The sequence below is a fragment of the Shewanella sp. SM71 genome (assembly GCF_025653905.1).
GTDB lineage: Bacteria > Pseudomonadota > Gammaproteobacteria > Enterobacterales > Shewanellaceae > Shewanella > Shewanella oncorhynchi.
Genome location: NZ_JAKKRW010000010.1, coordinates 41,440 through 66,922, shown reverse-complemented (window position 1 = coordinate 66,922; position 25,483 = coordinate 41,440). Strand labels below are relative to the sequence as shown.

Genomic DNA, 25,483 nt, shown 5'->3' with positions numbered 1-25,483 from the left:
TAGGCATGTATTAGGAAAAGAATTATGAGTAATGCTACAGAACTAGCCCCAATTTATACGCCTGCTCGCAATCAGTTTCGTCAATTTAGTGAATCGTTACCTTTAGAAGCAACGCAATACTTTTATCGAGCAGAGCTTATATGGGGTGTTGTTGAAGGTAACCAAACACCGAAAATCTTGTTGCTGATCCTTGCTGAGGGCAACTGGCAATACTCAGAGCCAGAAGCATTAGATGCATTGGTGTTTGAACTGCTAGGTGAAAACGACATGCTGGGCGATGAGAGCCAGTGGCCAGCGTTCATTTGTTTGGCAGACGCGAACAATCAGCGTAGCTACGAGTTTAAAGGCTTTAGCCAAGCGGTACCTGAAATTCCAAGTATTGAGCTTATTCGTGATTACGAACGCTTAAGCGGCGAGCAGAACTTGGCATGGTCTGCCAAGGTGTATCGTAACCTAATGCAAGATCTCGATGCTTTTCATGAGCAGGTTTACCAAACCGTCAAAGATAAGGTTTCTGACAAAAACGATATTATCGAAGAAGTGGCAAAGATTCTTTTCCTTGAGTCATTCCGCGTTCATCACAAAAAAGATAATGACCTTGGCTTTGAGTATAATAGTCAATTTTATCAGTTACCTGAAATCTTCACCTATCAATACGTAAAAGAACATGGCGATGCTGCGGTTGAGCTGATCCAGGCTGCATTTGACCATTTCAAACTGCACCCAGACTATGTCGTCGTTAATGATGCGGGTGAAGCAAACCCAATTTTTGATGTAAAAACTCACCTACGTCTAGAAAAGCCACGTAACTACGAAACCCTGTTAAAAGCGATTCAAGACCTGGGCCTGTTCACGGATGAGAAAACAGGTGAGACTCGCCAAGGTACACTGGCTGATGTTTCGGCTGACTTTCTGGGCCGTGTATTCGATGTTTTCCTGAGAGCGAACTTCGAATCCAAAGGTGGTTTGGGCATTTACCTCACACCAAAGCCAGTGAAAGACGCGATGCTGGATATGGTGTTCCATGACATCGAAAACGATACCCATGCCGTCGCGCAAATCACTTCTGGCCAGTTCCGTTTCTGTGACCCTACATGTGGTTCATACGGCTTTGGTTCTGTTGCGCTAAGCCGCGTGAAAAACTTCTTGCATACAGTGGCGGGTCTATCAGACCAAGAGCGCGAACAGCAATTTAACCACCTGTTAGAAAACGGTTTTGTGGGCGCCGATGCGGCGCCGCGTATGGTGATGCTGGCGCGTGTCAATATGGCGCTGCAAGGCGCACCGAAAGCAAAGATCTTCTATACCGATAACTCATTAACCACGCCGTCGCTAAAGCCCAATAGTTTTGATTTGATCTGTACCAACCCGCCATTTGGTACCCCTAACTTTAAGTCTGACAAGCGTGGTAAAGACTCTAAAAAAGCGTACGAAGCGGATATGGAACAAGTGCTGGGTGGATTCCGCCCTGCTGAAGAGATTGTCGATTCCTATAACGCGTATTACGACTACACCAAGATGAAGTGGGAAGATACAGGCCCTCTTGAGTTAAACGAAGATGGCTCGCCAGTATGGGCAGGCTTCCGCACAGACTTGCGTAATGTTTCTACGGGTAAGAAACCTAAGTATGAGTTGTTCCCGACGGTATCTGGCTTAGCTTTGGGCAGTAAGCCAAACAAAAATGGCGAATGGCAGCCGGTTAAAGGCGGTTCAATTGACCCAGCCGTGCTGTTTATCGATCGCTGTTTACAGCTACTTAAGCCAGGTGGCCGTTTAATGATTGTTTTGCCTGACGGTATTTTGTGTAACTCGGGCGACCGCTATGTACGTGAATACATCATGGGCAAAAAAGATGAAAAAACTGGTGAATTTAGCGGTGGCAAAGCCATTGTAAAAGCCGTGGTGTCACTGCCATCTGATACTTTTAAGCTTTCTGGTACAGGTGCAAAAACGTCGATTCTATATCTACAAAAACGCCCAGCCAGTGAAAAGCACCCAGAGCAGTTTTTGCCAGAGCCACAAACCGATGTGTTTATGGCCGTTGCAGAGACCTTAGGTTACCTGGTGAAGAACAACATTGAAGACTATGCCGCAGGTGTAAGTAATGACTTAGACCCAATCGTCGCCGCTTATAAGCGAGGTGAGTGATGTATACACAGAAAATATCACCTCAGGATATCTTTGATCGAATAAATGCGGATGCTTACGCACCTCATTTTGTCGAGGCAATGCATCGCTTGGAAAGTTCACAGTTGAACTTATCAACATTAGGCAATGTGGTTTGTAAGCCAATAAATAACAGTATTCGTGGTGTTACAGGAGAACTTAACAACACTGGATCAATCATTCCAATGTTTAGACCTGCAGATATTTCAGGTGGCGAAGCAAATGTATCTTCTGCTCCAAAGCTTTCAGCTGACTTTGAAAGTGACCACATCAAATCTAGAGTCTATCCTGGGGATTTGGTTCTTGGGATTGCCGGATCAGTTGGAGTGGTTGGTCGTGTCCCAAAGAATATTGATTTTGGAAACATTAATGGGTCGTCTGCGAGAATTTCAACTGGTGAAGACTATAGAAGTGCATACTTACTGAGTTATCTTCAATCAAAATATGGCCAGTCAGCGATGTTGAGGTTTGGAGTTGGTTCTGTACAAAAGCATCTTAATTTGGAGGATTTGCCGAAAGTAGTTGTTTTGTGTCCATCAGAGTTAGCTCAAAAATACATCGGTGAAAAAGTCCGTCAAGCAGAGCGTTTGCGGGCATGGGCTAAGGGGTTACAGCTTCAAATCAAGCAACAATTTGCCTCTTTGGTAAAAGAAAAGCCTGCAGCTTCAAAGTTTTATCGGACGTCGATTGCAGATTTAGAGCCGTACAGAATTAATCCGAGTCATTATGACCCAGTTGTTCTTTCATTGCTGAAACGTGCAAGTAGTGAAGGCGTTAAGCTGGAACCGATATCGGCATTATTGGGTAATCGAAAAATTGCTGGTGGCGCTACCCCTAAAGGAGCTGATTATCTAGAGTCAGGAGTGCTATTTGTACGTGTTCAGAATGTTAAGCCTTTAGCTTTAGACCTTTCAGATGCTGTCTTCATAGATGCAGATACAAATGATCAGCTTAGTCGAAGTGAATGCCAAGTCGATGATATCGTCTTGTCAATTACTGGCTATCCCGGCACAGCGTCTTTGGTGACGGAGCAAGATCTACCTATGAATATTAACCAACACTCAGTAAGGTTTAATGTAAAACAGGGTGTTGATAGTGCCTATGTTTGTGCAGCCCTAAACTCTGAATTTCTGAAACTTCAAGTTCAACGGCTTTCGATTGGTGGCACGCGAGATGCGCTTGATTTCCCATCAGTTGGTAACTTATTAATCCCTCGATTTAGTGAGGATATTGAAAGTGCTGTGGCGGTTAGTGCTAGGCACTATATCAAAGCGGTTCAATTGTCTAAATTGCTAATATTTGTAGCTAAAATGCTAGTTGAAGAGCTCATCGAGGGCAATATCAGCGAAGCTGAAATGGTTTCCGCTCAGCAAGCTTTAGAAGCTGGCGATGACTCACTGGATCGAGCGTTACTTGAACGTATGACAGCTGAGGGTATTGATGGTGAAGGTGATCCACTGTTTGACGATATCGATCAGCTCTATGACCTGTTAGAACAAGCCAAACAAGCGCTTGACGCTGACGATACGATGGCGGAGGCCTAATGGAACAGCCATCATCACACGTCTTGAGTGACGAATTACTGCAAAGCGAAAACTTTTTATTGGCTAGCGTGGTCAGGCCGTTAGAGCGTTTGTTGGAAAGTGGCTGCGCCATTATTCAAGATAAAGCCGTTCGCGAGCTGCTCTCTGGCTTGGCTTACCCCTGTGATGATGGCAAACATTGGGTAGTCAGTCAGCGCCTACTTGATGGTGTGACCGAGCTTGGTTCAAGTTCACAGCTAGTGGCTGCAGTGTTTGCTTGTGACAGCCGATTCCGTCAGCCCTGGTTAAACCTGATGGCAGCGCGCTGTCAGGAGGCGTCTGAACTGAGCGACCCGTTGCAATTGGTTGAGCGCATCCACCAGCTTGGCGCTGCCAGCGAATGGGTCGAGGCGTCTCTTGCGAAAGCCTCTTTGAGCGCGACACCCTATAGCACCATTGAACGTGAGCTATTGGGTACCCAAGCAGACAGTATCAGTGCGGTACCTATTTTAACGCGCGTATTAACCACCGCTTATCAATTGTGCTTATGGCGCGGGCAAGCCTTACCGGTGATTGCGTCAACTGCACTACAAGGCCAACGCCCTGATATTGACTGGGTTAAAGGGCGTTTGTTACCGACTCCAAAAGCCAATGCGAAATACAACCGGTATTTGTTGGTTTCTCCCTCTTCTTCTAATGCATCTGAAAGCAACCAATCAGTTAGCTATGACCAACAGTCTTTTGATCAACAAGGTTTTGATAGCTTGCCCCTCGATGCGCTTAAAAAGCGCAGTGATTTAGCGCTAGATTGGGTGCTAGGCTCACCATGGGCGCAATTGCTAGCGGCAATTACCTATGAACAGGATATATGGTCCAGCGAAGGGGTAGGCGGTTTATTGCTTGAGCTACCCGCAGGGCAAAGTGGCTATAAACCCAGCTTGGTGCAGGTGTTGGTGTTAAACAAAGAGGGTGATGAGGTGCTGTGTGGCAGTTTAGCGCAGTTCGTTATTCGGATACTTGCCGAGCTGTCTATGGCGTTATTCCCTGCTGCCGTCAGCATTCAAGAGCTCGATCAGCAACTTGGCGATGTGATTGAGCTATTGATAAAACGCCAGGTATGGCAACACCGCGATGGTATCAGCGGTGAGTTGGATTACTACCAAATCAACCCACAGTTTGCCGATGCCTGTTACCGCATGAAAGGGCAGCGAGCCTTTGCTCTTTATGGTAAACGGCTGCGAGAGGCCATTCGCACGCAAGCATTGCGTTGGCGACAAGAGCAAGAGTCACTCCTCAGTCAGACTCATCTAATCAGTACAAGTGATATCTCAGCCCAAGTTTTGAAGGATGTATTCTAATGACAACAAACAGTGCTAACACTTCGTCCCAGGCTGTATGGGATGAGCTGACTGAACAGCATAATTGGGCGGCGACAGGTGTATCTGATTATCCGTCAAAAGATCCTTTGGTCGGACAAAGTAAGTTCTTTAATCGTTATCGCACCTTTATTAAAACCATCGACCATGACGACGATAAATTTGCCCATGTATTTGCGGTTGAAGGTGAGTGGGGCCGTGGTAAATCACGTTTAGGTTATGAGCTGATAGCGCAGATCAACGATTGTTCCAAAGGCTGGTATGTGCGTAACAGCAGTGGTGATCTAGAAAATGCGGAACTCTTTGATGAGGAGAGCAAGCGAGACGAGTACCTGGGTTTGTATATCCGTTACTCGCAAATTGTGTCTAAGTTCCAAAATACCGATAACTGGTTTGCCTACGGCTTATATCAAGCGTTGATTCCGTTGGCGACGAAGCAGTTTGATGGCTCTATTCAATCGAGCATTGCTAAGCAAGCCTTACAACGTCTTGAGCCGTTTGGTTTTGAAGCGTCGGAGCTCGCAAGTCGCTTAATGCTAGATCGCGCCTTTTCTGATGAAGTGCTGTATTACGACCAAGCGCAAGATGAAAACGGCGAGACTATCACGGTTACGCAATTAGTTGATTCGGCGTATCAGTACCTTCAAACGTTCGGTATTCAGTACATTTTAATTGTACTTGATGAGCTGGAGACGGTCGCAGAAGCCGCTACCTATGGTCTCGATAGGGATGATGCGTGTCAGCTGGATGGTGAAGCCATCCGTTTGATTGGTAAAGCGATCAAAGAGGAAGACCCACGCCGTAAGTTGCCATGGCTGCGTTACGTGGCTCTTTGTTCTCCGTTACTTGGACAACAGCTGCGAGAAATTCAATCTACCGCGCGCCGTTTTGAGCTGGTCGAGCTGGAGAATAATGCGTTTGCGGATGTGTCTGACTACGTTGCCAAGCTCCAAGAGAGCAACAAGTTACGTCATCAATACCCGACAGGTTTAGTTGAAGCTGCTTATGCCATGAGTGGTGCTAACTTTGGTTGGTTCAACGTTGTGATGGCCAATATTGATGTTGAGTTAGATAAGCACGCGGGCAGTGGTCAAACGTTTAGCAATGTTGGTGAGCTGTTTGATCAAGTGCTGCAAAACTCAGGGCGGATCTCCGATCATGTGTTGGATCACAATGCGATTGACGGTATCCAGACTGAGGATAAGGCACTTCTTAAACAAGCTCGAAACTTGCTGTATTCTCAACTTCCTAAGGCGTTAGATGCTGAGCATCAACACCTCTTGGCTTTACTGCCACTAAAAAATGAGTATGACGAGCCAATCGTCAGCTTGTACCGCAAAGTTGAGTGGTCGATGCTAGATTGCCGTCAAGCATTGCAAGATGGAAAATTCCGTCGAGAGCGTGACGAGTGGTTTTACCCAAGCGTTGATCAAGGCCTCAATCTTCAAGCACTGCGCCAGAATTTACGTACATTCGCTATCAACGAAACGGGGGATGAAAACACCTTTTTGTTGCCATTAGATATTCAAGAATTCCGTCACTTGATCAGTCTTCTCTATAGTCATCCTGCTGCCGAATTTGCTGCAGATGCTTTGTGGAAGCGCTTTTTTGGCGATGTACAACAGCTTGATGATGAAGACAAAACCCACATTGGACCAAGCGTGGCGATGCTGCTGCGTTTAGACATGCGCTATAGCTCTCAACAGCAGAATTCAATGATTTTTCGTGAAGTGGGCTATGCCGATGGTCACGAAAAAGCAATGTCAACGCTCAAGGCTGAATGGGAACGCTCACCGCTACTAAGACGTCGCACTCGCTTGCTCGGGCTATTTCGCTTACTGGATAGGGATTGGAGTTATAACCAAGAAGCCTTTGTTAATAAGCAAGATTTGGCTATTCAGTTTACAAAAGCAGGTGGTGGGCGAGGCGCCAGTTCGGGCCTTCAGTACTGTGAAGGGCTTAAGCTTCACCCTCAAGCAAAAGCTGCCTTTGCATGGGTAGACAGCAAAGATGAACTTAATCGCTTAAACAACGAAATAACGAGCCAGTATGCGGCAATTGGCCGTGTACCTGTTGTTGCGTTTACTGGCTCTATTGGGGTGATGGACGATTATGCCAAAGGCAGTGTTCATGATGATTTGAAAGAGAACATCTTACTTTATTACCTCAACACCAGTGAAATTGATGTGATTGAGCGAATTGGTGTTGACCTGCGTCTGCAAGAGGGGTTTGAACTCAATGAGCAGGTGTTTACCTCTAAGTTTAAGAACCGTCTAAACAATATTCGCGATTATACCTATAGTCGCATTCATGAATGGCGACAGTGGCTCAATGAGCGAGGCCTGATTGCCTGGCCTCTTAAGCCTTCAGGTCGTATTAATGATGATGATCGTGACAAGCTCTTCAAGGCTTGGCATTTGCTCCTAGTTCAGGACAACAAGGTGAATAGCTTGAATGATATTTTGCCTGAACATGGTATTGATGCGGCAGATATACGCGCTGTCTTCAGCCGTTTGTCTCTGAGCGGCAAAGTTTTACAAAGTGGTTATCAACCAAACGAGCATGCTGGACTGTTTAGTGATATTGAACATCCAGCTCAAGCTCAAGCTCGCGTGCCTGCATTTTTGGCGGAAATTGCCAACCCGAAAAAAGCGAAAACTTGGACGTTGGATGCTGCGCAAGAGAAATGGTATTGGGGGTACTTGTGGTCTCCAGCCAGTCAGGGCTTGTCAGCTAAAGCGGTATTCATTGATTGGGTGTGGCTTTGCAGCCAATTGAACCTAGCAAGAATAGAAGATCGCCAAGCCAAGAATGAAAAATGGTTACCGGTTACTCGCGCTGATATTGAAGACGGCGAGCTAGGTTTTGCTACCGCTTGGTTTGATGGTAAAGGTGCCGATAGCTATCAAGGGCGAGTGGAAGCGTTAAGAGAAGTGTTTGGGGAGGATAAAATCCCTGGTTTGTTTGCCGGAATGCAAGGCAAGCATGGGACCGAAACCACTAAGGCACATAACCATTTGGAAGCGGCGACTAAGCTAGTGGCTCAGATCACCAATAAGGAAACAAACCTTAAATCAGAGTTATCTGCGGTTGTTGATGAGTTCCCCGAATTGCTTCGTCTGCGCTATCAAGTGCTTAACCATATTCGTGCCGTGCGAGATACCCGTGAAGCAAGTGCGGATTTGAGATTCGAACAGCGTATTCGATTAGAAGATGACTCTCGCTCGCTGTATTCGCGTATTGAACAGGCTTATCAGTTTGCTCAGTTTGTACAAACCGCCGCGAAGCGTATTGATGTGGCATGTGCGAACGTCGTTTCTATTATTAGTGATGAACCTGCAGCTAAAGCGCCTTTCCCCGTTAAGCTGTTTACCCTCTCTTTGGGGACGATTAGCAACATTTTACAAGGGGCAATCAAGCAGTCTCAAGTTACCGAAACACAGCGAATCGAATATCAGGGTTCAACCGAGACGCTTAACTTCTATTTACGTACGTTGCAATTGGACAAGGCTTCCAGTCGACTGGATGATCTTGCCAGAGAAGTGGGTGTTGATATCCGCAGTGGTAGTCATCGAAGCTTTGAGGATATCAGCGGTTATATCGTACAGGCTTATCGCAGTTTGCTTAAAATGTTTGCTGATACAAAGGCTGATTTTAGCAAACTGGACAATAAGCTTTCGACCCTCAAGCATCAGCTTGGTGACATGTTGCCGGTCGACTACCCTGAAGCTAATCACCCGAAAAAAATCCTCGAGTATCAAGAGTCATTACGCGATATCGAAGATGCATTACTGGATCTTGACGAGCAAGTTGATCTCTTTAGAGAGAAGTTCTCAACCGACGCTAGAACGGGGCAGTTCTCAGCAATTAAAGATGTACCAGTTAAGTTAATGAGGCCCATAACCGCACAGCTCGGTGTGCTAATGGGTAAAGTGAACAGTGTAGAGTCTGCGGTAAAAAGCTATCGAAATGAGATCATTGAGAAGGCCAACCATACTTTAAGACCCGAAGTGACGCCGCTCCTTATGGCGTTAGGTAAGCCTGCGCTTTCGACGATTAAAGATGAAGAGTTTGCCCATTTATCGTTGTCGGATTTGGCTATTGAGCTTGAGTGTCGTCATCGCGATTGGTACAAACTCGCGGAAGATGCCCTGCGAGGAACCTCTATTTCAGTTGAGCGCTGGCTGGAGATCTCTTCGCTGATGCTCAGAAAATCAGAGCCTAATCTCTCCTCTCAGGAGCAAACTGAGTTAGTGGAAAAAGGGATCATTAAACTCCAGATTACCTTTGGAGGGGCGTAATGTTTTTCTATTTGGCGCTTTCACTGTCAAGTCATCGTAGAGGTCGGTTTTTAGGTTCTCTGGTTGATGCTGAGCCAGTAACTGAAACGTTATTACCTCATCAAGGTTGTGTATTGATGTTGGGTAAGGATTTTCAGCAGTTGGAAATCGTGGACAAGAAAAAGTGGCGAGAGTGGGCACAGCTATCCGGCCGTACATTAATGCTTCTGCCACCTTATAACTCGGGTCTGATAGATGAGGATATCGATTGGCAGATTGGTTTCAGTGAGTCGGTGTCTTCTGTTGATGCGCCGTTGGTGCGGTTATTAGAATCAGAGATAACCCAGCAGATCGCAGGTAGACAAGGTGTTAGTGAGCGTTCACAGGGACATCTTTGGGGCTCTTCTGCGGTGAATACTTGCTACCTGAAACATCATGCTGCCTCTGGCGTGTTTGCGGTTACTTGTTTGCCTTTGTGGTCAATCTCATTAATCGATGAAGCTGAGTTAGTGCGGGAATGGTTTGCGTTCTTTGACCGATTAGCGGGAACACCAGATGCTAATGAGTCTGATGCCTACAATGAACCAACTCAGTTAGTGGCGACCGATTACTCAATCATGGCCTGTATTTACGCGTGGCAGGTAATCTCTGCGAGTGAACTGAGTGCCTACCTAGCTAAACAAGTATTTCCCATTTTTCAGTTTAACTCTGATGAATTAGATGCTGGGTTTTCTCGTTTACTGTCAGCCGGATATGCAAATGAGTGTGGGCTAACCACTGAAGGAATACAAATACTCAAAGCCAGTGCTTACTGGCTTTATGCCGATCAGCTTAAGGATGCAACACGATGAGAAAACAAAACCTAGCGCAGTCTCTGGCGGTTGAATCACAAATACGCTTACCTGGAAGTGCCGGGCGATTGTTGCAGCAAATTAGGGATGTTCTTGCGGTTGCGCCGTTGTTTAAAGATGCAGGGCTCGTCAAACGTGTAGAGCGACCCAAGGTCATTGATTTAACTGTATCTGGTATTGCCACACATTCTTGTATTAAGAATGCATTAGGGGGCTATATATACGCTTCAGGCGCTGTTCGCGTCGATATGTGTATTGAACAAAATCAAGTTGGTACCGGCAGCAATGATTCAGTATCAGAATTGGATGATATTGATTTTGAAGCTCAACGAAAGCGTCTAGATTTGGTGGAAATTCGTCAGGCCTATGAGCTTGTTGACAGATTGCTGCGACAAGGAAATCCAAGCCAACTGATTTTAATGGATACCCCACTTTTCCTTGATAGGGCAATGGCTCCATTGGACCGAAATGCCAAGCACGTTGAGGAGTTCCAACAAACTAAGGGGGTCATTTCGCAATTTTGGTCGAACTATAGAGAACAGCTCTTTCCTTGGAATCCTCACGGACCAGTCTTGGCGAGCATTGTCGCAGAAAGATTTAGCGCCATCGTAAGCATAGCAAAGCAAGACTTGCGAACGGAAAATGGTCGCAAGCACTTGTTGGCTACTGATGAACTTGATGAGCGAAACCTCTATAAACTCAATAATTTAGAATCACGTCTCGTCGGTATTGGCGATAAGCGATTTATTCATGGCATTTTGGGGGCGTTCACCCGAACGATGGCATTTAGAATGACCGAGAATCGGCCAAGAATGGAGCCTGCAGATGCGGTTGATGCTGGTGTGATTGGCTTTCATTACCGAGGTGGACAAAGCGGTCAAATCCAAATGGTTCAGTTGGCTGGTGAAGCCCTAGATTGGGATACTAAAAAGCTTGATGCGGTCGCTTGGAAATTGATGTCTTTAGATATTCAAGGTCAAAGCAAGTTAAAGCCTTTGCCCCAACTTTTAGCAATGCAGCAATTGAAAATGCTTGACCAGTTTGCAGCGTATTATCGTCAGGGGTTGAGCGATTCAATCAAGAATAACGATGTAGAAGATACCTGGTTATCTGGCTTGGACGAGGAATAAAAATGAAACACAGTGTACTAGGTAAGTTGGTTGGTAATACCGGCGATGCAAACAAACTCACTATGGTGGTAGAAAACTCTTTTTCTGTTCGAAGAGGCGAGTTTGTTCGAATTATGCACCAAGAGCGAAAAGATGAATCAGATGTCGCTGTATTGGGGAGAGTAAACAAAATTCATCGTTCTAACATGCTGTTTAACTCTGGGTTTGGAGATAGTGTTACCGAATTAGAGTTACTTCCCGGTGCCTATATGACCGGTGAGAACATGTATGCGACGATTGAGCTCGTTGGATACCGAGATCCGGCAACTAACCAAATTAAGATTCCTCGTCGTCCGTTGGATCCCGGAGCAAAAGTTGAAACCGTAGATTTTAAATTCTTAAGTAAGTTTTACGAATTTAAGGAGGACAGTAGCCTTCACTTGGGTAACTTGGTTGGCTATGAACGAGGTGAAAATACGGTACCTGTTTACCTTAATGTCAACAAGTTGGTGACGGAACACATGGCCATTCTGGCGATGACTGGCTCGGGTAAATCGTACACAGTTGGACGAATTATTGAGCGCTTGGTCGCCTTTAATAATGGTACCGTTGTGGTATTTGACCCTCATGGTGAATATGGCCGAGCACTATCAAAAGGGGAGCTGCAGTTTAGTGATGGCTTTGAGTCAGTTGAAGACAATCGCGATCAAATAGCTCTTCCTGAAATTAAAGCGATGTTCGAGAAGCTGCAAGCTGCTGGTGCAGGTATTCAGGTATATACGCCTCAAGATGATGCATTTAATCACAAGTACGCTGGTAAGAATCATCCGTTGGCATTGCAGTTTGACAATTTTGAAATGGATGACATTTCCGAAATTCTGCCAGGGCTTACAGAGCCACAACAACGTGTGCTAGATGTGGCGATTCGTTATTGGCGTAACGTTGATAAAAGTACTCCGCGTGATATTAACCGCTTGCGTTACTTTTTAGGTGACGGCATCGAAGAACTCCGTGATTGGGATGATTTGTCCGAAGCAGAGGCGAAAGCGCTCAATGGACGAAGCGCTGCCGTCGCCTCCATGAAGCTCAGTCGTGTGCTAAATGAAGCAAAGAGCTTTTATTCAGCCGCGATGAAGGAGCCGACTGATATTTATCAAATGGTTGGTCGCGCCTCTAACCGTGAAGGTCGGTTGGTCGTGGTGGATTTGCAGGGGCTAAGTGATACGGCTAAACAGGTGGTTTGTGGCCTGCTATCCAGTGAGATCCTTAGTGCGGCGTCAAGTAAAACGGATAAGACCCGTCCATGTTTTTTGGTTTACGAGGAAGGACATAGCTTTGCTCCTGCTGGTGGCAATGCAGTTAGTCACCGCATTATTAAAAAGATTGCCGGTGAGGGGCGTAAATTTGGCGTGGGTTTTGGGATTGTGAGTCAACGTCCATCGAAACTCGATGCCGATGTAACATCTCAGTGTAATACGCTAATTACCATGCGATTAAAAAACCCGGATGACCAGCGTTTTATAGCTAAGGCTTCTGATATGGTGAGTAAAGCTGATTTAGATGAACTGTCTAGTCTTTCAACGGGTGAGGCATTGGTTTGTGGTCGTTCAATACCTGCTCCTCTGTTAGTTAAAGTTGGGACCAAAGCACTCATACATGGTGGTGAATCCCCGGATGTGCTCAGTGTCTGGGAGCGCTTTGATGGTTGATACGGTACCACGGATCAAGCAGGAACTGAGCCAAAACGCCTTTATCGATAAAACCTTCCCCATGCTTACTGGCTGGGGGGTGAAAGATGAGGATGTATTAGTTCATAGCTTGGGGTGCAGTGTTTGGAATACGCTAGGGCACCAGCTTGGTTTTATGGCCGTTGTAGAGGCACCCGCACCGTCAGGTGCGGGAAATGATATTCGTTCAGACTCTGTATGGTTCTCATATGCGACCCAAACTCCAGACGTTGTGGTTGAGTTTGAACGTTACGATGGGTCGAAATCAGATAAAGCAAAGCTGATATCCAAACTTATGAACCTGTTGGAGGCTTATCATCGCTGGAACCAAAAGCCTTCACTGCTTGTTCTCTCTTTTTGGAGTAAAGCCGTTGTCTCGGCTCCAGACATACGGGAGTTAAACCAATTGGCTAAATATGGGGCAACAAACAGCAAAGGTGTATTTATTCCAGGTATTGATGGCGCTCATCTTTTGGTTAATCGCTTTTTTTTCGAAGAAACCGTAAGTCAAAAACTGTTTCTGCAATCTGTTAGCTTTTGGGAGGCATAATGAATCAAGTAGCTGGACTATTTTTGCCCAAAGCGAACAAACAGCTTGGTGATAAATACTATTTACTCGAGTGCTTAGGGGACGGTACACACGGGTGGGTGTATCGAGCAGAGCGATTAGCTGATGGTCAAACGGTAGCGATAAAGATTCCAAAACAAAACTCGCAACCCGATCGTGTATTAGCTGAAGGTAAAGAGTTAATAGGATTGGAACCTCATCCAAATGTGATTCAAGTGTACGAAATGGGGCGGATTCCGTCAGAGAAACACTTATATGTCATTGAGATGGAGTACTTTCCAAGCGAAACGTTAGCTCAAAAGCTAGAGAATCGCGAGTTCCACTTAAATCGCCCAGAAAAAGCTTTCCCTGGCAACGAATATGAGTGTGTAGCGGTTAACTCGCCGAAATACTACTTTAATATTTTTGAGCAGGTGCTTGACGCCGTTGGGTATCTCTCCAAACTAATTCCGCCAATCTCACATGGTGACATTAAACCGCACAATATACTTGTCGGGCAGAATGACCTTGTTAAGTTAACTGACTTTGGCAGCTCTGCATTGCCTTTAGAGTTCTATGTTCGAACACGTGAAAATGGCGGAACGGTACTTTATTCTGCACCGGAGTTTTGTGATTGTGGTTCTCGTAAAGGAACGACACAAGAGCTGCTCTATGGGGATATTTATAGTTTAGGGGTACTCTTGTACCAGTTGATGACTGGCCGCTTGCCTCATGACACGCAGATAGAAGTAAGAAGCCATGCGCCTTTTGCAAAACCGAGTGAGATTAACTCTGGCGTATGCCCTGAACTAGAAGCTGTGATTCTGAGATGCTTGAGTAAGTACCCGCAAGATCGTTATGGTTCGATTCAAGCTTTGAAATCTGATTTCCAAGCTTCAAAGCGAAGACAAGCCGTCTACACAGCTCCTAAAAATACGATTAAAGCGGTAAATACGCCTAGGAAAGACTGGTCGAGTGAGGTCACGCAGGCGCTTGAAGATACAGACTATAAAGCAGCTGCAAAGACAGCTCACTTAGAGTATCAACGCAGTAGAAATTACTATGCATTATTTCTGCAATGTCACGCCCTTTATCGTGCAGAGCGTTGGAATGATCTGGAGCGATTGATTAACGACAATCACGCGCTGTTTATGGATGCAGATGCTTGCAACAGTGATGTGGCTTCTGCACGTATCGTTGCCATAAAAGCAATGTTGAAATGGCGAAACATCGATTTAGCTAAGGAGCTGCTTGATGTAGCACGAGTGAATGAACCCAATAATTTTGATGTGTCTTTGTGCTATGCGTCATTACTTGGGTTAAATGCAAAATACGAAGAAGCTAAAGTTGAATTGGAAAAACTGAATAAGGTCTATCCAATGCAAAAGAAAATACTAACTCGTCTACTCCAAGTGTGTGAACAGCTTCGAGACTACAATACGTCTGCAGGGTATTTGAGAGCTTTGCTGAGGTTAGTTAAGTCGGATGAAAAGCTTAATCAGAAACGACAGCAGTATGAGCGCCTTGGTGTTTGGTGACTATTTTGATATGTAAAGACTTTTATTCGAGGCCTTTAAGGTATCTATAAATGTAGAACACTGAAATCATTTACCACTACACTCGACACCGGAAGAGCTGCCAGTTAAGTTTTTGAATATCCTTGATAGCGTGAAGGAACACCCAGATTTTGAATCGAAGTATCAGGCCAACTCAGCTCCATACAGCCGGGAGCTGGTTTTTGAGAAGATTATGAAAGAAGTCATGCTGGAATGAAGGAAAGACGAGCTGGAGCTTTATAAGCTGTTCACTAATGATCCGGCATTCAAGACATCCTGGATGCAAAGCGCACTGAGAATGGTGGGGATTTAACTGTGCAGCTGGAAAGAATGCCAGAGTGTTCGAATTATATTCACAACCCACTGATAAAAGTGCATAATTTATGCGTGACAAGCGCTAATTATCATTTTGCATACTTGCTTTCACGCGCCACTAATGCCAAAGGCAACCTATGAACATTGAACAGATCACGCTAAAAAACTTCCGTCGTTTTGCCACGCTAACGGTGACACTTCATTCACAGCTGACCGTACTGGTTGCGCCAAATGGTGCAGGTAAATCGACCATACTTGATGCCATCGCAGTGGCCGTTAGCCCATTCGTCACAGCCTTTGATTTAGGTACAGGGCGGAGCATTGCCAAGTCCGATGCACGCTACCAGCGTATGGAACAAGCGGTGGACAGTGAACAAATGTTCCCGGTAGAAATCGCAGCCACTTTTCGTGAGCCAGCATGTGAGACTAAACGCGCGCTGACCGGTCTTAAGAACAAAACCACAATCAAAGAGGCCAGCGACCTGGTGTCATTTGGTGATGAATTGATGTTGAAGGTCCGTAATCTTGAGGCAGTCACCCTGCCGGTTGTTGCTTACTACGGTACTGGGCGCTTGTGGCAAGAGCATCGGAATATGGAGCGCAAGTCCGTGCTCAGTGCTAGCCGCAGCATGGGCTATGAAGATTGCCTGTCCACAGCGTCAAACTACAAACAGCTGCAACAGTGGTTTAGCAAAGCCACCCTGGCAGAGTTGCAGCAGCAGCAAATGTCGGATGTCTATCAGGGGTACTCCCTCAAAGAGCAAATTGAGGGGATACAGTTGGCCATTGAAAAAGTATTGAGGCCCTCATCGGGTTGGCAAAACTTCCATTTCAGTTTTTCCCATGAAGAGCTGGTCATGTTCCATCCCGAGCAGGGGGTTTTACCAGTAAGTCTGCTCAGTGATGGGGTGCGAGCCATGGTGTCGCTGGTGGCCGATTTAGCTTGGCGTTGTACCAAGCTCAACCCGCAACTAGGAGCACAGGCCGCCGAAAAAACGTCAGGTCTGGTGCTGATTGACGAAGTTGATATGTTCCTACATCCAGCTTGGCAACAGCAGGTGCTGGTCGCGCTGCGACAGGCGTTTCCAAATATTCAATTCGTTGTCACCACCCATAGCCCACAGGTTATCAGTACGGTGCATGATGACAGCATCCGAATTATCACTGGAGAGCAAGTTTGTAATGCCCCCCAAGGCACTCAAGGCGCAGAGTCTGCTCGCGTTTTACGAAGCATATTTTTGGTTGACCCAAGACCAAAGTCTGACCCAATGGCAGCACTGCTGGCTAATTATTTGGATATGGTTTACGCCGACAATTGGCATGATCCTTTAGCCTTGCAAATGAGAGCTCGCTTGGATGAGCACTTTGGCCTCGAAGAGCCTGCTTTAACCGCGGCAGATCTCTACGTCGAGAACAAGTTGTGGGAGCGTAGCCTTGAAGAAGATCAGTAAATCTCTGCAGCCTAATCCGCTGAGCAATTTTGCTGCAGAGAATCCATTAGCGAGTTGGGACCCTGATTTTCGTGGCCATAACCAAAGTCGAGATTACAAGGATGTACGTGGTTTGATGCTGCACGATCAAGGGGGTCTGTGTGGCTACTGTGAAAGTAAGGTTATTGATCAGCCTGAGCATAAGCAGCGAGTAGAACACTTCCATGACAAATCTGATCGGAGTGATCTGATCGCGCATAACTGGGGATTGGATTGGCAAAACGTCTTTGCAGTCTGCGTTGGCGGTAGTGACGCGGATAAGGCGATTCATCCACTCCCTGACAACTTGAGTTGTGATGCGCATAAGGGTCACTTGAAAGGCGAGCTCAACGAGGCACCGGAAGGCTATTTGCTCAACCCACTAACCATGCCCTCCTCTCCATGCTTGTTTGCTTTTGATAAACGAACAGGTGAGCTTAAGGCAAATCCAGATACATGTGCCGAAGTGATCATTGCTGATAATTGTTTTGCCACGGTTCAGGAACTGGTGGAAAACACTATTCGAGTACTGAATCTCAACTGTTCAAGACTAACGGCTCAGCGTTTAGAGGTTCTAAATGCTTACAACCAAGCCATTAAAATTGCAAAGATAAAAGATGATAAACAGTGCTTTGAAAAATTGTCAGAGCGTTGGTTTGGTAGCAAATGGCCCGCGTATTTTACTACTCGTCGCTTGTTGTTAGGTAGCCATGCTGAGTCCTACCTAGCCTCCGTCCACTACGATGGCTAAGTTGTCCCTGGAACACAGCTGATTAGGCCTTCTGGCCGTGTGGCTGGTCGTTGATGGCGATTCAAGCATTGTTGGATTAAGTGAGCACAGAGTGCCTGAATAGGACTCTCTGTGCTTCTGCTGTATTTGACTCAAGAATGAATGGCACGGTTAATTGATTTTCTTGGCAAGGGTGTGTGAAAGCTTGGTCATAGCTTCACGCCTCTCTTCAAGATAGTCATGCCGGTTATAGATGCCTTCTACCCCTTTGAGCTTGTGATTCAGGCATCGCTCTGCGACGTCACCGGGAGTGCCCTGCCTCGCGAGCAAGCTGCGACATGTTCGTCTGAGATCGTGCACTGTGAAGTGGGGCATGTCTCCCATCAGATTCGCTGGCTGCTTTTTTTTGCCTGAGTCTCTGCCAAATAGTTTGGAAATGGCCCTGTTAAGGGTGTCGGTACCCATGTGCTCTTTTTTGCCCTGGCGGCGATTAGGGAAGACGTAGTCTGAGCCGCATGCTCTCACTTCTAGCTCTTTAAGCCAGCCCATGACAATAGGTGGTAGTGGGATAGTGATACCAACTCCGGATTTGCTGCGCGAAGCAGGCAAGCTCCACTCACACTTCACTAAGTCAAACTCAGACCAACTAGCGCAGACTAGTTCAGATTTTCTCACTCCTAACGTAACCAGCAGTGCGCATGCGAGATAGTTATCCCGGCCAAAATAGGCCGGGTTTTGTGCCGCCACCGAGAAAAATTGCTTAAGTTCTTCGAGAGTAAGGGCTCTGTCTTTGGCTTTTTCAATGCCACCAGCATCGGTAACAGAAAAGGCGCTGGCCGGATTAAAGGCAATTAAGCCAAGTTTGATGCCGTGATTAAAAAGTTGTTTGCAGTACATCAGCGCGTCGTTGGCAATGGTAGGGCGATTGCTATCGGCGATCTTTCTCAGAATATCCTGGATATCTAGGGGAGTTACATGGTTGAGAGGAAGCTTTCCTATTTGTGGCGCGACGTCTTTGGAGAATACCCTGAGCGGGATCTCGGGGTGTTTAAGGCGTTTTTCTAATCCTGGATACCAATCATCAAACAGGTTCTGCACTGTAACGACTTGAGTGCGTGCTGCTTGCTGCCTTACCTGTATCGGGTTGCAGCCTAATCTAACCTGTTTCATCTGCTCTGCTGCTTGCAGGCGTGCATCTGCAAGTTTGAGGTCGCCATACTTGGCGAGAGTCATTTCCTTGCGTTTGCCCGCATAGGTGTATCTCAGCATCCAGTATGGAGCCCCGGACTTTGGGATCACCAAGTAGAGACCATCACCGTCAGCATGTCGACCAACTGCAGATTGCCTCAGCTTTGCCTCAATTTCCTTTACGGTAAGCGAGCCCATATTGTGACCTCCATTTCAGCTGTGGTGGGTAAAGTTGACTATCCGTCATTTTACCCACCACTACATCATTCTGTAAAGCCCTCAGTGCCCACCAGTTCGCCCACCGTTTTGCGCTGGTAAGTGGTGGGTGATATTGGACTTTAATGGACGATTGTTTTGCATAAATTATTTTTAATCAATTATTTACATTAATATTTAAACGTCTCTGGATGCTATTCAACATTCTGGATCTGCTCGCGCATTTGCTCGATTAGCACTTTAAGTTCAACTGCGGCTGAAGTGATTTCAGTGCTGATGGATTTAGAGGCGAGCGTGTTCGATTCGCGGTTGAATTCTTGCATCATAAAATCTAAACGGCGACCTTCGCTGCCGCCTTTTTTGAGGATACGGCGAGCTTCGGCTACATGGGCTTCGAGTCTGTCCATTTCTTCGGCGACATCTTGTTTCTGAGCCAGAAGCACCATTTCTTGCTCGATGCGGGCTGGGTCGAGTTCACCTTTGATTTCTGCAAGGCGGTTGGTGAGCTTTTCGCGTTGATACAGCATTACCGTTGGCATGTGCTCGCGTACGATGGCGATTTGCTCGCTGACTCCGTCTAAGCGGCTTAGCAGCATGTCTTTGATGGCTTCACCTTCACGGCCACGGGCTTCGATGAATTGATCTATGGCTGAGTCGAAGGCTGTCATCAGATCGGCACCGATGGCATCCATATCTTGTTCACCGCTTGCTAGCACGCCCGGCCAGCGTAGGATGTCGGTCAGATTGACATCGCCTTGTCCCGCTTCTTGCTTGAGCCAAGTGGCGGCGCCTAATAGTTGTTTTGCTAGCGCTTGATTCAACTGCAGCTCGTTATTGCTGTTATCTGCCAGTTCGTAGCGCAGATTGACTTCAACTTTGCCGCGGCTTAAGCGTTTACGTAGGCGGTCGCGCAGTACGGGTTCGAAACTGCGGAATTGCTCTGGTAAACGTAGGTAAGTTTCGAGATAACGTTGATTGACTGAGCGAATTTCCCAGGAGGCAGTGCCCCATTGTGCTTTGTGCTCGATGCGAGCGTAGGCTGTCATGCTTTGGATCATGGGTTGTCCTAATGGTGTAATCGTCATAATGAGAGGCGATTATAGAGTCAATGGCTTTAGGATTAAAGGCATACCGCCAATAGCGACCGGGATTAGGCGTTTGAGTGTGATGAGTTTGCCAGAGAATCACCCTAAGCATGGCATCCTAAGGCTCAAGCCCTTATAATATGCAGCCAAAATCGGTCAATGACTCAGAATACAGGAATCTCGCATGCGTCCAAGTAACAGAACGCCAGCACAAACTCGTCCCATCACTATCACTCGCCAGTTTACGGCCCATGCCGAAGGTTCTGTGTTAGTGGAATTTGGCGAAACGAAAGTGCTTTGTACCGCCAGTTTTACTGAAGGTGTGCCACGTTTCCTTAAAGGTCAGGGTCAAGGCTGGGTAACGGCGGAATACGGCATGTTGCCACGTTCGACCCATAGCCGTATGGATCGTGAAGCTGCTCGCGGTAAACAATCTGGTCGTACGCAAGAAATTCAACGTCTTATCGGCCGTGCTCTACGCGCCTGTGTGGATATGAAAGCCCTAGGCGAAAACACTATCGTGATCGATTGTGATGTGATCCAAGCTGACGGTGGCACGCGCACTGCTTCTATCACTGGCGCTTGTGTGGCCTTAGTGGATGCGCTGAACTGGGCGCGTGGTAAAGGCATCATTAAATCTAACCCGCTTAAATTCCTTATCGCTGCTGTCAGCGTCGGTATTTACAAGGGTGAAGCAATAAGCGATCTAGAATATATCGAAGACAGCGCCGCCGAAACGGACATGAACGTGGTGATGACGGAAACGGGCAAGATCATCGAAATTCAAGGCACCGCCGAAGGCGAGCCATTCAGCCACGAAGAATTACTCGAACTGTTGGCATTGGCGAAGAACAGTATTCGTGAAATCGTCGATGTGCAGAAAGCCGCACTGAACTAATATTGTGGTGATGAAAAAGCCCCGTCATGTTATAGAGTGCGGGGCTTTTTATTAACTGCAGCTTTTTATCTGCAGCAAGATGCTAGTGTAAAGCAAGCCCTGTACCGAATAAAAATTCCCCATAATAAAAAACCAGTAAAATACAAAGTCGTAAGGAGATATTGTGAAAGCTTATCAACGTGAGTTTATTGAATTTGCCTTAGAACGTCAGGTGTTGCGATTTGGCGAATTTACCCTTAAATCGGGCCGTATCAGTCCTTATTTCTTCAATGCGGGTTTGTTCAATACTGGCCGTGACTTAGCGCGTTTAGGTCGTTTTTATGCCGCTGCGTTAGTGGATTCTGGTATTGATTACGACTTGCTGTTTGGCCCTGCTTACAAAGGTATTCCGATTGCTACGACTACGGCCGTTGCCCTGTGTGAGCATCACGATATTGACATTCCTTACTGCTTTAATCGCAAAGAGAAAAAAGATCACGGTGAAGGTGGCAGCTTAGTCGGTAGCAAGCTGAAAGGCCGCGTGATGCTCGTCGATGACGTGATCACTGCGGGTACTGCGATTCGTGAGTCGATGGAAATCATCGAAGCCCATAAGGCACAATTAGCGGGTGTGTTGATTGCTTTAGACAGGCAAGAGAAAGGCAAGGGCGAGTTATCGGCCATCCAAGAAGTTGAGCGTGATTTTGGCTGCGGAATAGTAGCAATTATTAAACTCGCCGACCTAATCAGTTATTTGTCTGAAAAACCAGGGATGGAAGTGCAACTTGCCGCCGTGAGCCAGTACCGCGAGCAATACGGGATTTAAGTCTAGTGTTTGGCAGCTTGTATTGAGCAAGCGGCTATTGCTGGCTTGGTGAAATTAGTTAATCAGCCAGCATTGATCTTAGCTAGGTTGAGAAGGGTTTGATTGAGTGGGTATAAAAACAAAAAACGCTGCGATTCTTTAGAAGGAATCGCAGCGTTTTTTTATTGAGTTGTATTGATTGCTATTGATTTCGACACGTTTTAAATAGCGTTAAGTTTCAATACATTTATTTAGACTGGTGCAAAAACTCGGCGCGGGTCGCGGGGTTAGATTTGAAAATGCCGCCCAGCGCTGTGGTAGTGGTCGAACTGGTGGAGTCCATCACGCCACGGGATTTTACACAGTAATGCACGGCATCCATTTTAACGGCAACGTCTTTGGTTTCGAGCAAGGTTTGCAGCGCGACTAACACTTGCTGAGTCAAACGCTCTTGCACTTGTGGACGTTGAGCGAAGAAACGTACTATACGGTTAATCTTTGATAAACCAATGATTTTTTTGCGTGGCAGATAAGCTATGGTAGCAGTGCCATCGATAGTCACTAAATGATGTTCGCAGGTGCTGGTAAGGCTAATGTCTTGCACTCGCACCATTTCATCGAAGCCCATCTTATTGTCGATAACCGTGATCTTAGGGAAGTTCGCATAATCTAAGCCGGAGAAGATTTCATCGACGTACATTTTAGCAATGCGGCGCGGCGTATCGGCAAGGCTATCATCTGACAGATCCAATGACATTAATGTCAGGATTTCTTTCATATGATGTTCAATCTTGTCTTTACGTTCTTCACTGCTGTAAACGCTTGGGAGCATTGGGGTTTCAAGTCCACGTTCTAATAACGCGGCTTGTACTTTTACTGCTGCTTCACTTAATGCCATCTTATCCTCCACTACGTCGTAGCGGCTATAACAGAAAACCTATGCTGATCATCGCGTGGTACTTGGGCTGTTCAGCATCAGATACAAATTATTGCTATTCTCGCTAGGGCAAGAATAGGGGGAGGAGGATAGCGCGAATTGCAGACAATTCATACCGAAAAACGCGCATAGGCCACATGAAAAAGCCGATAGTCCTTATCGGATATCGGCTTTAAATCTGCCACTGCCAATCGAGTTTAGCCTAGCAGTGTCGGCAAGTTTGATTTAATTCTAAAGTTTTAGGTTGGTTTTTAGGAAACTGAGCATTCTTGCAAGAACTGAAATACTCAACATAAAGGACGATAGTTACCGTCCTTTATATTGAAAAATCATTAGCTTTGTAAAAGTTGGTGCTGGATAAAACGCCACTGTTCATCGAAGTGTGTCGTCGGTTTGAGTTTGAATTCACTTCGTACAAATTGGGCGATGCGGCCTTCGGCAAAGGCTAACAGTAAATTGGCTAATATGGCTTCGTCTAAGTTGAAGCCTTTACCTTCTCGTAGGGTTTTTTCCCGTAAAATTTGCTTTAACTGGGTTTCAATTTTGGCAAATAAGTTACCAATACGACTTCGCAGGCGTTCATTTTCACCGAGTAGAGCATCACCGTTGAGAACGCGGGAAATTCCTGGGTTACGCTCGGCAAAGATCAGCAGCAGTTGCAGTACCAACTGGCAGCGCTTCATGGTGTCTTTTTCGTCATCCATGATTAAATTGATGCGCGACAATAACGACTCTTCGATAAATTCGATTAGGCCTTCGAACATCCGCGCTTTACTCGGGAAGTGGCGATACAGGGCGGCTTCCGATACACCGACTTCTGAGGCCAGTTTCGCTGTGGTGATCCTTTGTCCTGGGTTGGTTTCTAGCATCTGCGCTAGACATTGCAGAATGTGTTCACGACGATTAATTTTTGGGCTTACAGCCATTGCAGTATCCTTGGCTCAATAACGACTTAGGGGATTATTTAGTGCCTGAATGGCCAAATCCGCCTTCACCACGGTCTGAGCTGTCGAACTCATCAACGAGTTTGAATTGTGCTTGTACCACAGGAACAAACACCAGTTGCGCGAGACGATCGCCCATTTCTAAGGTGAATGGACTGTCACCACGATTCCAACAAGATACCATTAAGGGGCCTTGGTAATCTGAATCTATGAGTCCGACTAGATTCCCCAGTACGATACCGTGTTTATGGCCAAGGCCTGAGCGCGGTAAAATCACCGCAGCAAGTCCTGGGTCGGCCACATGAATAGCAATCCCCGTGGGAATGAGCACTGTTTCACCCGGTGCTATGGTTAAAGCCGTGTCTATCATGGCGCGAAGATCCATGCCTGCACTGCCTGCGGTGGCGTAAGCGGGCAAAGGAAATTCTGAGCCGATACGGGAGTCGAGAATTTTTAATTCAATCGGTGTTTTCATGTATTTGTTTTTTCTTTCACTATCAACGAAAGTAATTGCCGTGCCAACGTGAGTTTGTCAGTAGCAGGCAAATCTTGACTGCCGTGCGGCCAGAAAACACGCAGGGCATTAGCATCGGCATTAAAGCCTAGGCCAGCAATGGAAACGTCGTTTGCGGCGATCATGTTCAAGTTTTTACGTTTGAGCTTATCGCGCGCATAGGCTTCTACATCATGGGTTTCGGCGGCAAATCCCACCACAAAAGGACGGTTAGGTAAGCTCGCAACCGTGGCTAAGATATCAGGATTCCTCACCAGCGCAAGTTGCATTTCTTCGGTCGATTTTTTGATCTTACAGGTAGCAATATCGCTAATGCGGTAGTCTGCAACGGCGGCGCAGCCAATAAAAATATCTTTTTTATCAACGTTATCCATAACAGCATCGAGCATATTTTGCGCCGATTCAACATCAATACGTGTCACGCCTTCTGGGGTGCTGAGATTTACGGGGCCTGAGACTAAGGTGACTGCTGCACCCATATCTGCCGCGGCTTTAGCCAGTGCAAAGCCCATTTTTCCAGAACTGTGATTTGAAATGTATCTGACGGGATCAATTGCTTCACGGGTTGGTCCGGCGGTGATCAGCACCGACTGGCCTGCAAGAGGCAGCGCAGAGACTTCTTTTGTTGCAAAAAAATCACTGGCTAGCTCGGCAATTTCTAGCGGTTCGAGCATGCGTCCTGGACCCACTTCACCACAGGCCTGACTGCCACTGGCGGGTCCCCAAAGTGTAAAACCACGTGATGCGAGGCTAGTTAAATTCGCTTGCGTAGCCAGATTGCGGTACATCTGCTGATTCATTGCGGGGCACAGGGCAATTGGCGCCTCAGTGGCAAGACACGTGGTGGTGATTAGCTCATCGGCCATGCCTGCATTAATCCGCGCCAATAGGTTTGCGGTTGCAGGGGCGATGATGACGAGATCTGCCCAACGAGCGAGTTCTATATGACCCATGGCAGCTTCTGCTGCGGGGTCGAGTAAGCTAGATGCCACTGGATGTCCAGACAACGCTTGCAGCGTCAGAGGCGTGATAAATTCCATCGCACTTTGGCTCATCACCACGCGCACATCAAAACCACGCTCTTTCAAGCGACGTACTAAATCAGCACTTTTATAGGCCGCAATACCGCCGCCAATGCCCAGCAGGACGTTTTTATTTGTCAGACTCACAGACATCATCCGAGATAGAAATAATGCTGGCAACAATATCACAAAGCGGTGAATTTTAGTGACTATCCCAGTTCAAAAAATCTCGTCCATACTCAGTAA

19 protein-coding genes are annotated in these 25,483 nt (G+C 46.6%); 13 read left to right on the top strand and 6 right to left on the bottom strand.

Going from position 1 to position 25,483, the window contains the following annotated elements; translation table 11 throughout:
• The first annotated feature begins 24 nt into the window (after positions 1 to 24).
• The 11 genes from L5L97_RS11565 (at position 25) to L5L97_RS11515 (ending at position 17,670) form a co-directional block, all read left to right on the top strand.
• On the top strand, positions 25 to 2,148 hold the full coding sequence (locus tag L5L97_RS11565; RefSeq protein WP_263182047.1) for a class I SAM-dependent DNA methyltransferase: 2,124 nt from the start codon (positions 25 to 27) through the stop codon (positions 2,146 to 2,148).
• Positions 2,148 to 3,710 (top strand): hypothetical protein, encoded by a 1,563-nt coding sequence (locus tag L5L97_RS11560; protein WP_263182046.1) that lies wholly within the window; start codon positions 2,148 to 2,150, stop codon positions 3,708 to 3,710. The genes L5L97_RS11565 and L5L97_RS11560 overlap by 1 nt, the downstream gene beginning before the upstream one ends.
• The gene (locus tag L5L97_RS11555) at positions 3,710 to 5,047 is read left to right on the top strand and encodes a hypothetical protein (protein WP_263182045.1); all 1,338 of its coding nucleotides are present in this window, start codon (positions 3,710 to 3,712) and stop codon (positions 5,045 to 5,047) included. The genes L5L97_RS11560 and L5L97_RS11555 overlap by 1 nt, the downstream gene beginning before the upstream one ends.
• On the top strand, positions 5,047 to 9,366 hold the full coding sequence (locus L5L97_RS11550) for a hypothetical protein (protein WP_263182044.1): 4,320 nt from the start codon (positions 5,047 to 5,049) through the stop codon (positions 9,364 to 9,366). Before L5L97_RS11555 ends, L5L97_RS11550 begins: the two co-directional genes overlap by 1 nt.
• Positions 9,366 to 10,196, top strand: coding sequence for a hypothetical protein (locus L5L97_RS11545; protein WP_263182043.1), 831 nt, complete (start codon positions 9,366 to 9,368; stop codon positions 10,194 to 10,196). The genes L5L97_RS11550 and L5L97_RS11545 overlap by 1 nt, the downstream gene beginning before the upstream one ends.
• On the top strand, positions 10,193 to 11,326 hold the full coding sequence (locus tag L5L97_RS11540) for a hypothetical protein (RefSeq protein WP_263182041.1): 1,134 nt from the start codon (positions 10,193 to 10,195) through the stop codon (positions 11,324 to 11,326). The genes L5L97_RS11545 and L5L97_RS11540 overlap by 4 nt, the downstream gene beginning before the upstream one ends.
• 2 nt (positions 11,327 to 11,328) lie before the next feature.
• Positions 11,329 to 13,014, top strand: a complete 1,686-nt coding sequence (locus L5L97_RS11535; RefSeq protein WP_263182039.1) for a helicase HerA domain-containing protein — start codon at positions 11,329 to 11,331, stop codon at positions 13,012 to 13,014.
• On the top strand, positions 13,007 to 13,582 hold the full coding sequence (locus L5L97_RS11530; RefSeq protein WP_208139755.1) for a hypothetical protein: 576 nt from the start codon (positions 13,007 to 13,009) through the stop codon (positions 13,580 to 13,582). Before L5L97_RS11535 ends, L5L97_RS11530 begins: the two co-directional genes overlap by 8 nt.
• Positions 13,582 to 15,117: a serine/threonine-protein kinase gene (locus tag L5L97_RS11525; protein ID WP_263182037.1), complete on the top strand. Its 1,536-nt coding sequence runs from the start codon at positions 13,582 to 13,584 to the stop codon at positions 15,115 to 15,117. The genes L5L97_RS11530 and L5L97_RS11525 overlap by 1 nt, the downstream gene beginning before the upstream one ends.
• A gap of 470 nt (positions 15,118 to 15,587) precedes the next feature.
• A complete protein-coding gene (locus tag L5L97_RS11520) occupies positions 15,588 to 16,901 on the top strand; it encodes an AAA family ATPase (protein WP_263182036.1) in 1,314 nt (437 codons plus the stop codon).
• The gene (locus tag L5L97_RS11515) at positions 16,885 to 17,670 is read left to right on the top strand and encodes a retron system putative HNH endonuclease (RefSeq protein ID WP_263182035.1); all 786 of its coding nucleotides are present in this window, start codon (positions 16,885 to 16,887) and stop codon (positions 17,668 to 17,670) included. Before L5L97_RS11520 ends, L5L97_RS11515 begins: the two co-directional genes overlap by 17 nt.
• Before the next feature lie 150 nt (positions 17,671 to 17,820).
• Here L5L97_RS11515 and L5L97_RS11510 read toward each other — a convergent pair whose 3' ends face one another.
• Both L5L97_RS11510 and L5L97_RS11505 read right to left on the bottom strand, forming a co-directional pair.
• Positions 17,821 to 19,035 carry a tyrosine-type recombinase/integrase gene (locus tag L5L97_RS11510; protein ID WP_263182033.1) on the bottom strand — a complete coding sequence of 405 codons (1,215 nt, stop codon included), beginning with the start codon at positions 19,033 to 19,035 and terminating at the stop codon, positions 17,821 to 17,823.
• Between the two features lie 212 nt (positions 19,036 to 19,247).
• Positions 19,248 to 20,111 (bottom strand): YicC/YloC family endoribonuclease, encoded by an 864-nt coding sequence (locus L5L97_RS11505; protein ID WP_105251170.1) that lies wholly within the window; start codon positions 20,109 to 20,111, stop codon positions 19,248 to 19,250.
• A 211-nt stretch (positions 20,112 to 20,322) separates the two neighbouring features.
• Between L5L97_RS11505 and rph the strand changes: the two genes are divergently transcribed.
• Together rph and pyrE are read left to right on the top strand one after the other, a co-directional pair.
• On the top strand, positions 20,323 to 21,036 hold the full coding sequence (gene rph, locus L5L97_RS11500) for a ribonuclease PH (protein WP_006079862.1): 714 nt from the start codon (positions 20,323 to 20,325) through the stop codon (positions 21,034 to 21,036).
• Positions 21,037 to 21,199: 163 nt separating this feature from the next.
• Positions 21,200 to 21,841: an orotate phosphoribosyltransferase gene (gene pyrE / locus L5L97_RS11495; RefSeq protein ID WP_263182031.1), complete on the top strand. Its 642-nt coding sequence runs from the start codon at positions 21,200 to 21,202 to the stop codon at positions 21,839 to 21,841.
• A gap of 226 nt (positions 21,842 to 22,067) precedes the next feature.
• On the opposite strand, the gene folE is transcribed toward pyrE, so the two are convergent.
• The 4 genes from folE to coaBC form a co-directional block, all read right to left on the bottom strand.
• A complete protein-coding gene (gene folE / locus L5L97_RS11490) occupies positions 22,068 to 22,718 on the bottom strand; it encodes a GTP cyclohydrolase I FolE (RefSeq protein ID WP_006079864.1) in 651 nt (216 codons plus the stop codon).
• A gap of 371 nt (positions 22,719 to 23,089) precedes the next feature.
• Positions 23,090 to 23,683, bottom strand: coding sequence for a nucleoid occlusion factor SlmA (gene slmA, locus L5L97_RS11485; RefSeq protein WP_113941097.1), 594 nt, complete (start codon positions 23,681 to 23,683; stop codon positions 23,090 to 23,092).
• Positions 23,684 to 23,717: 34 nt separating this feature from the next.
• Positions 23,718 to 24,176, bottom strand: coding sequence for a dUTP diphosphatase (gene dut / locus L5L97_RS11480; RefSeq protein ID WP_105251173.1), 459 nt, complete (start codon positions 24,174 to 24,176; stop codon positions 23,718 to 23,720).
• The gene (gene coaBC, locus L5L97_RS11475; protein WP_263182146.1) at positions 24,173 to 25,393 is read right to left on the bottom strand and encodes a bifunctional phosphopantothenoylcysteine decarboxylase/phosphopantothenate--cysteine ligase CoaBC; all 1,221 of its coding nucleotides are present in this window, start codon (positions 25,391 to 25,393) and stop codon (positions 24,173 to 24,175) included. The genes dut and coaBC overlap by 4 nt, the downstream gene beginning before the upstream one ends.
• Between the last annotated feature and the right edge of the window lie 90 nt (positions 25,394 to 25,483).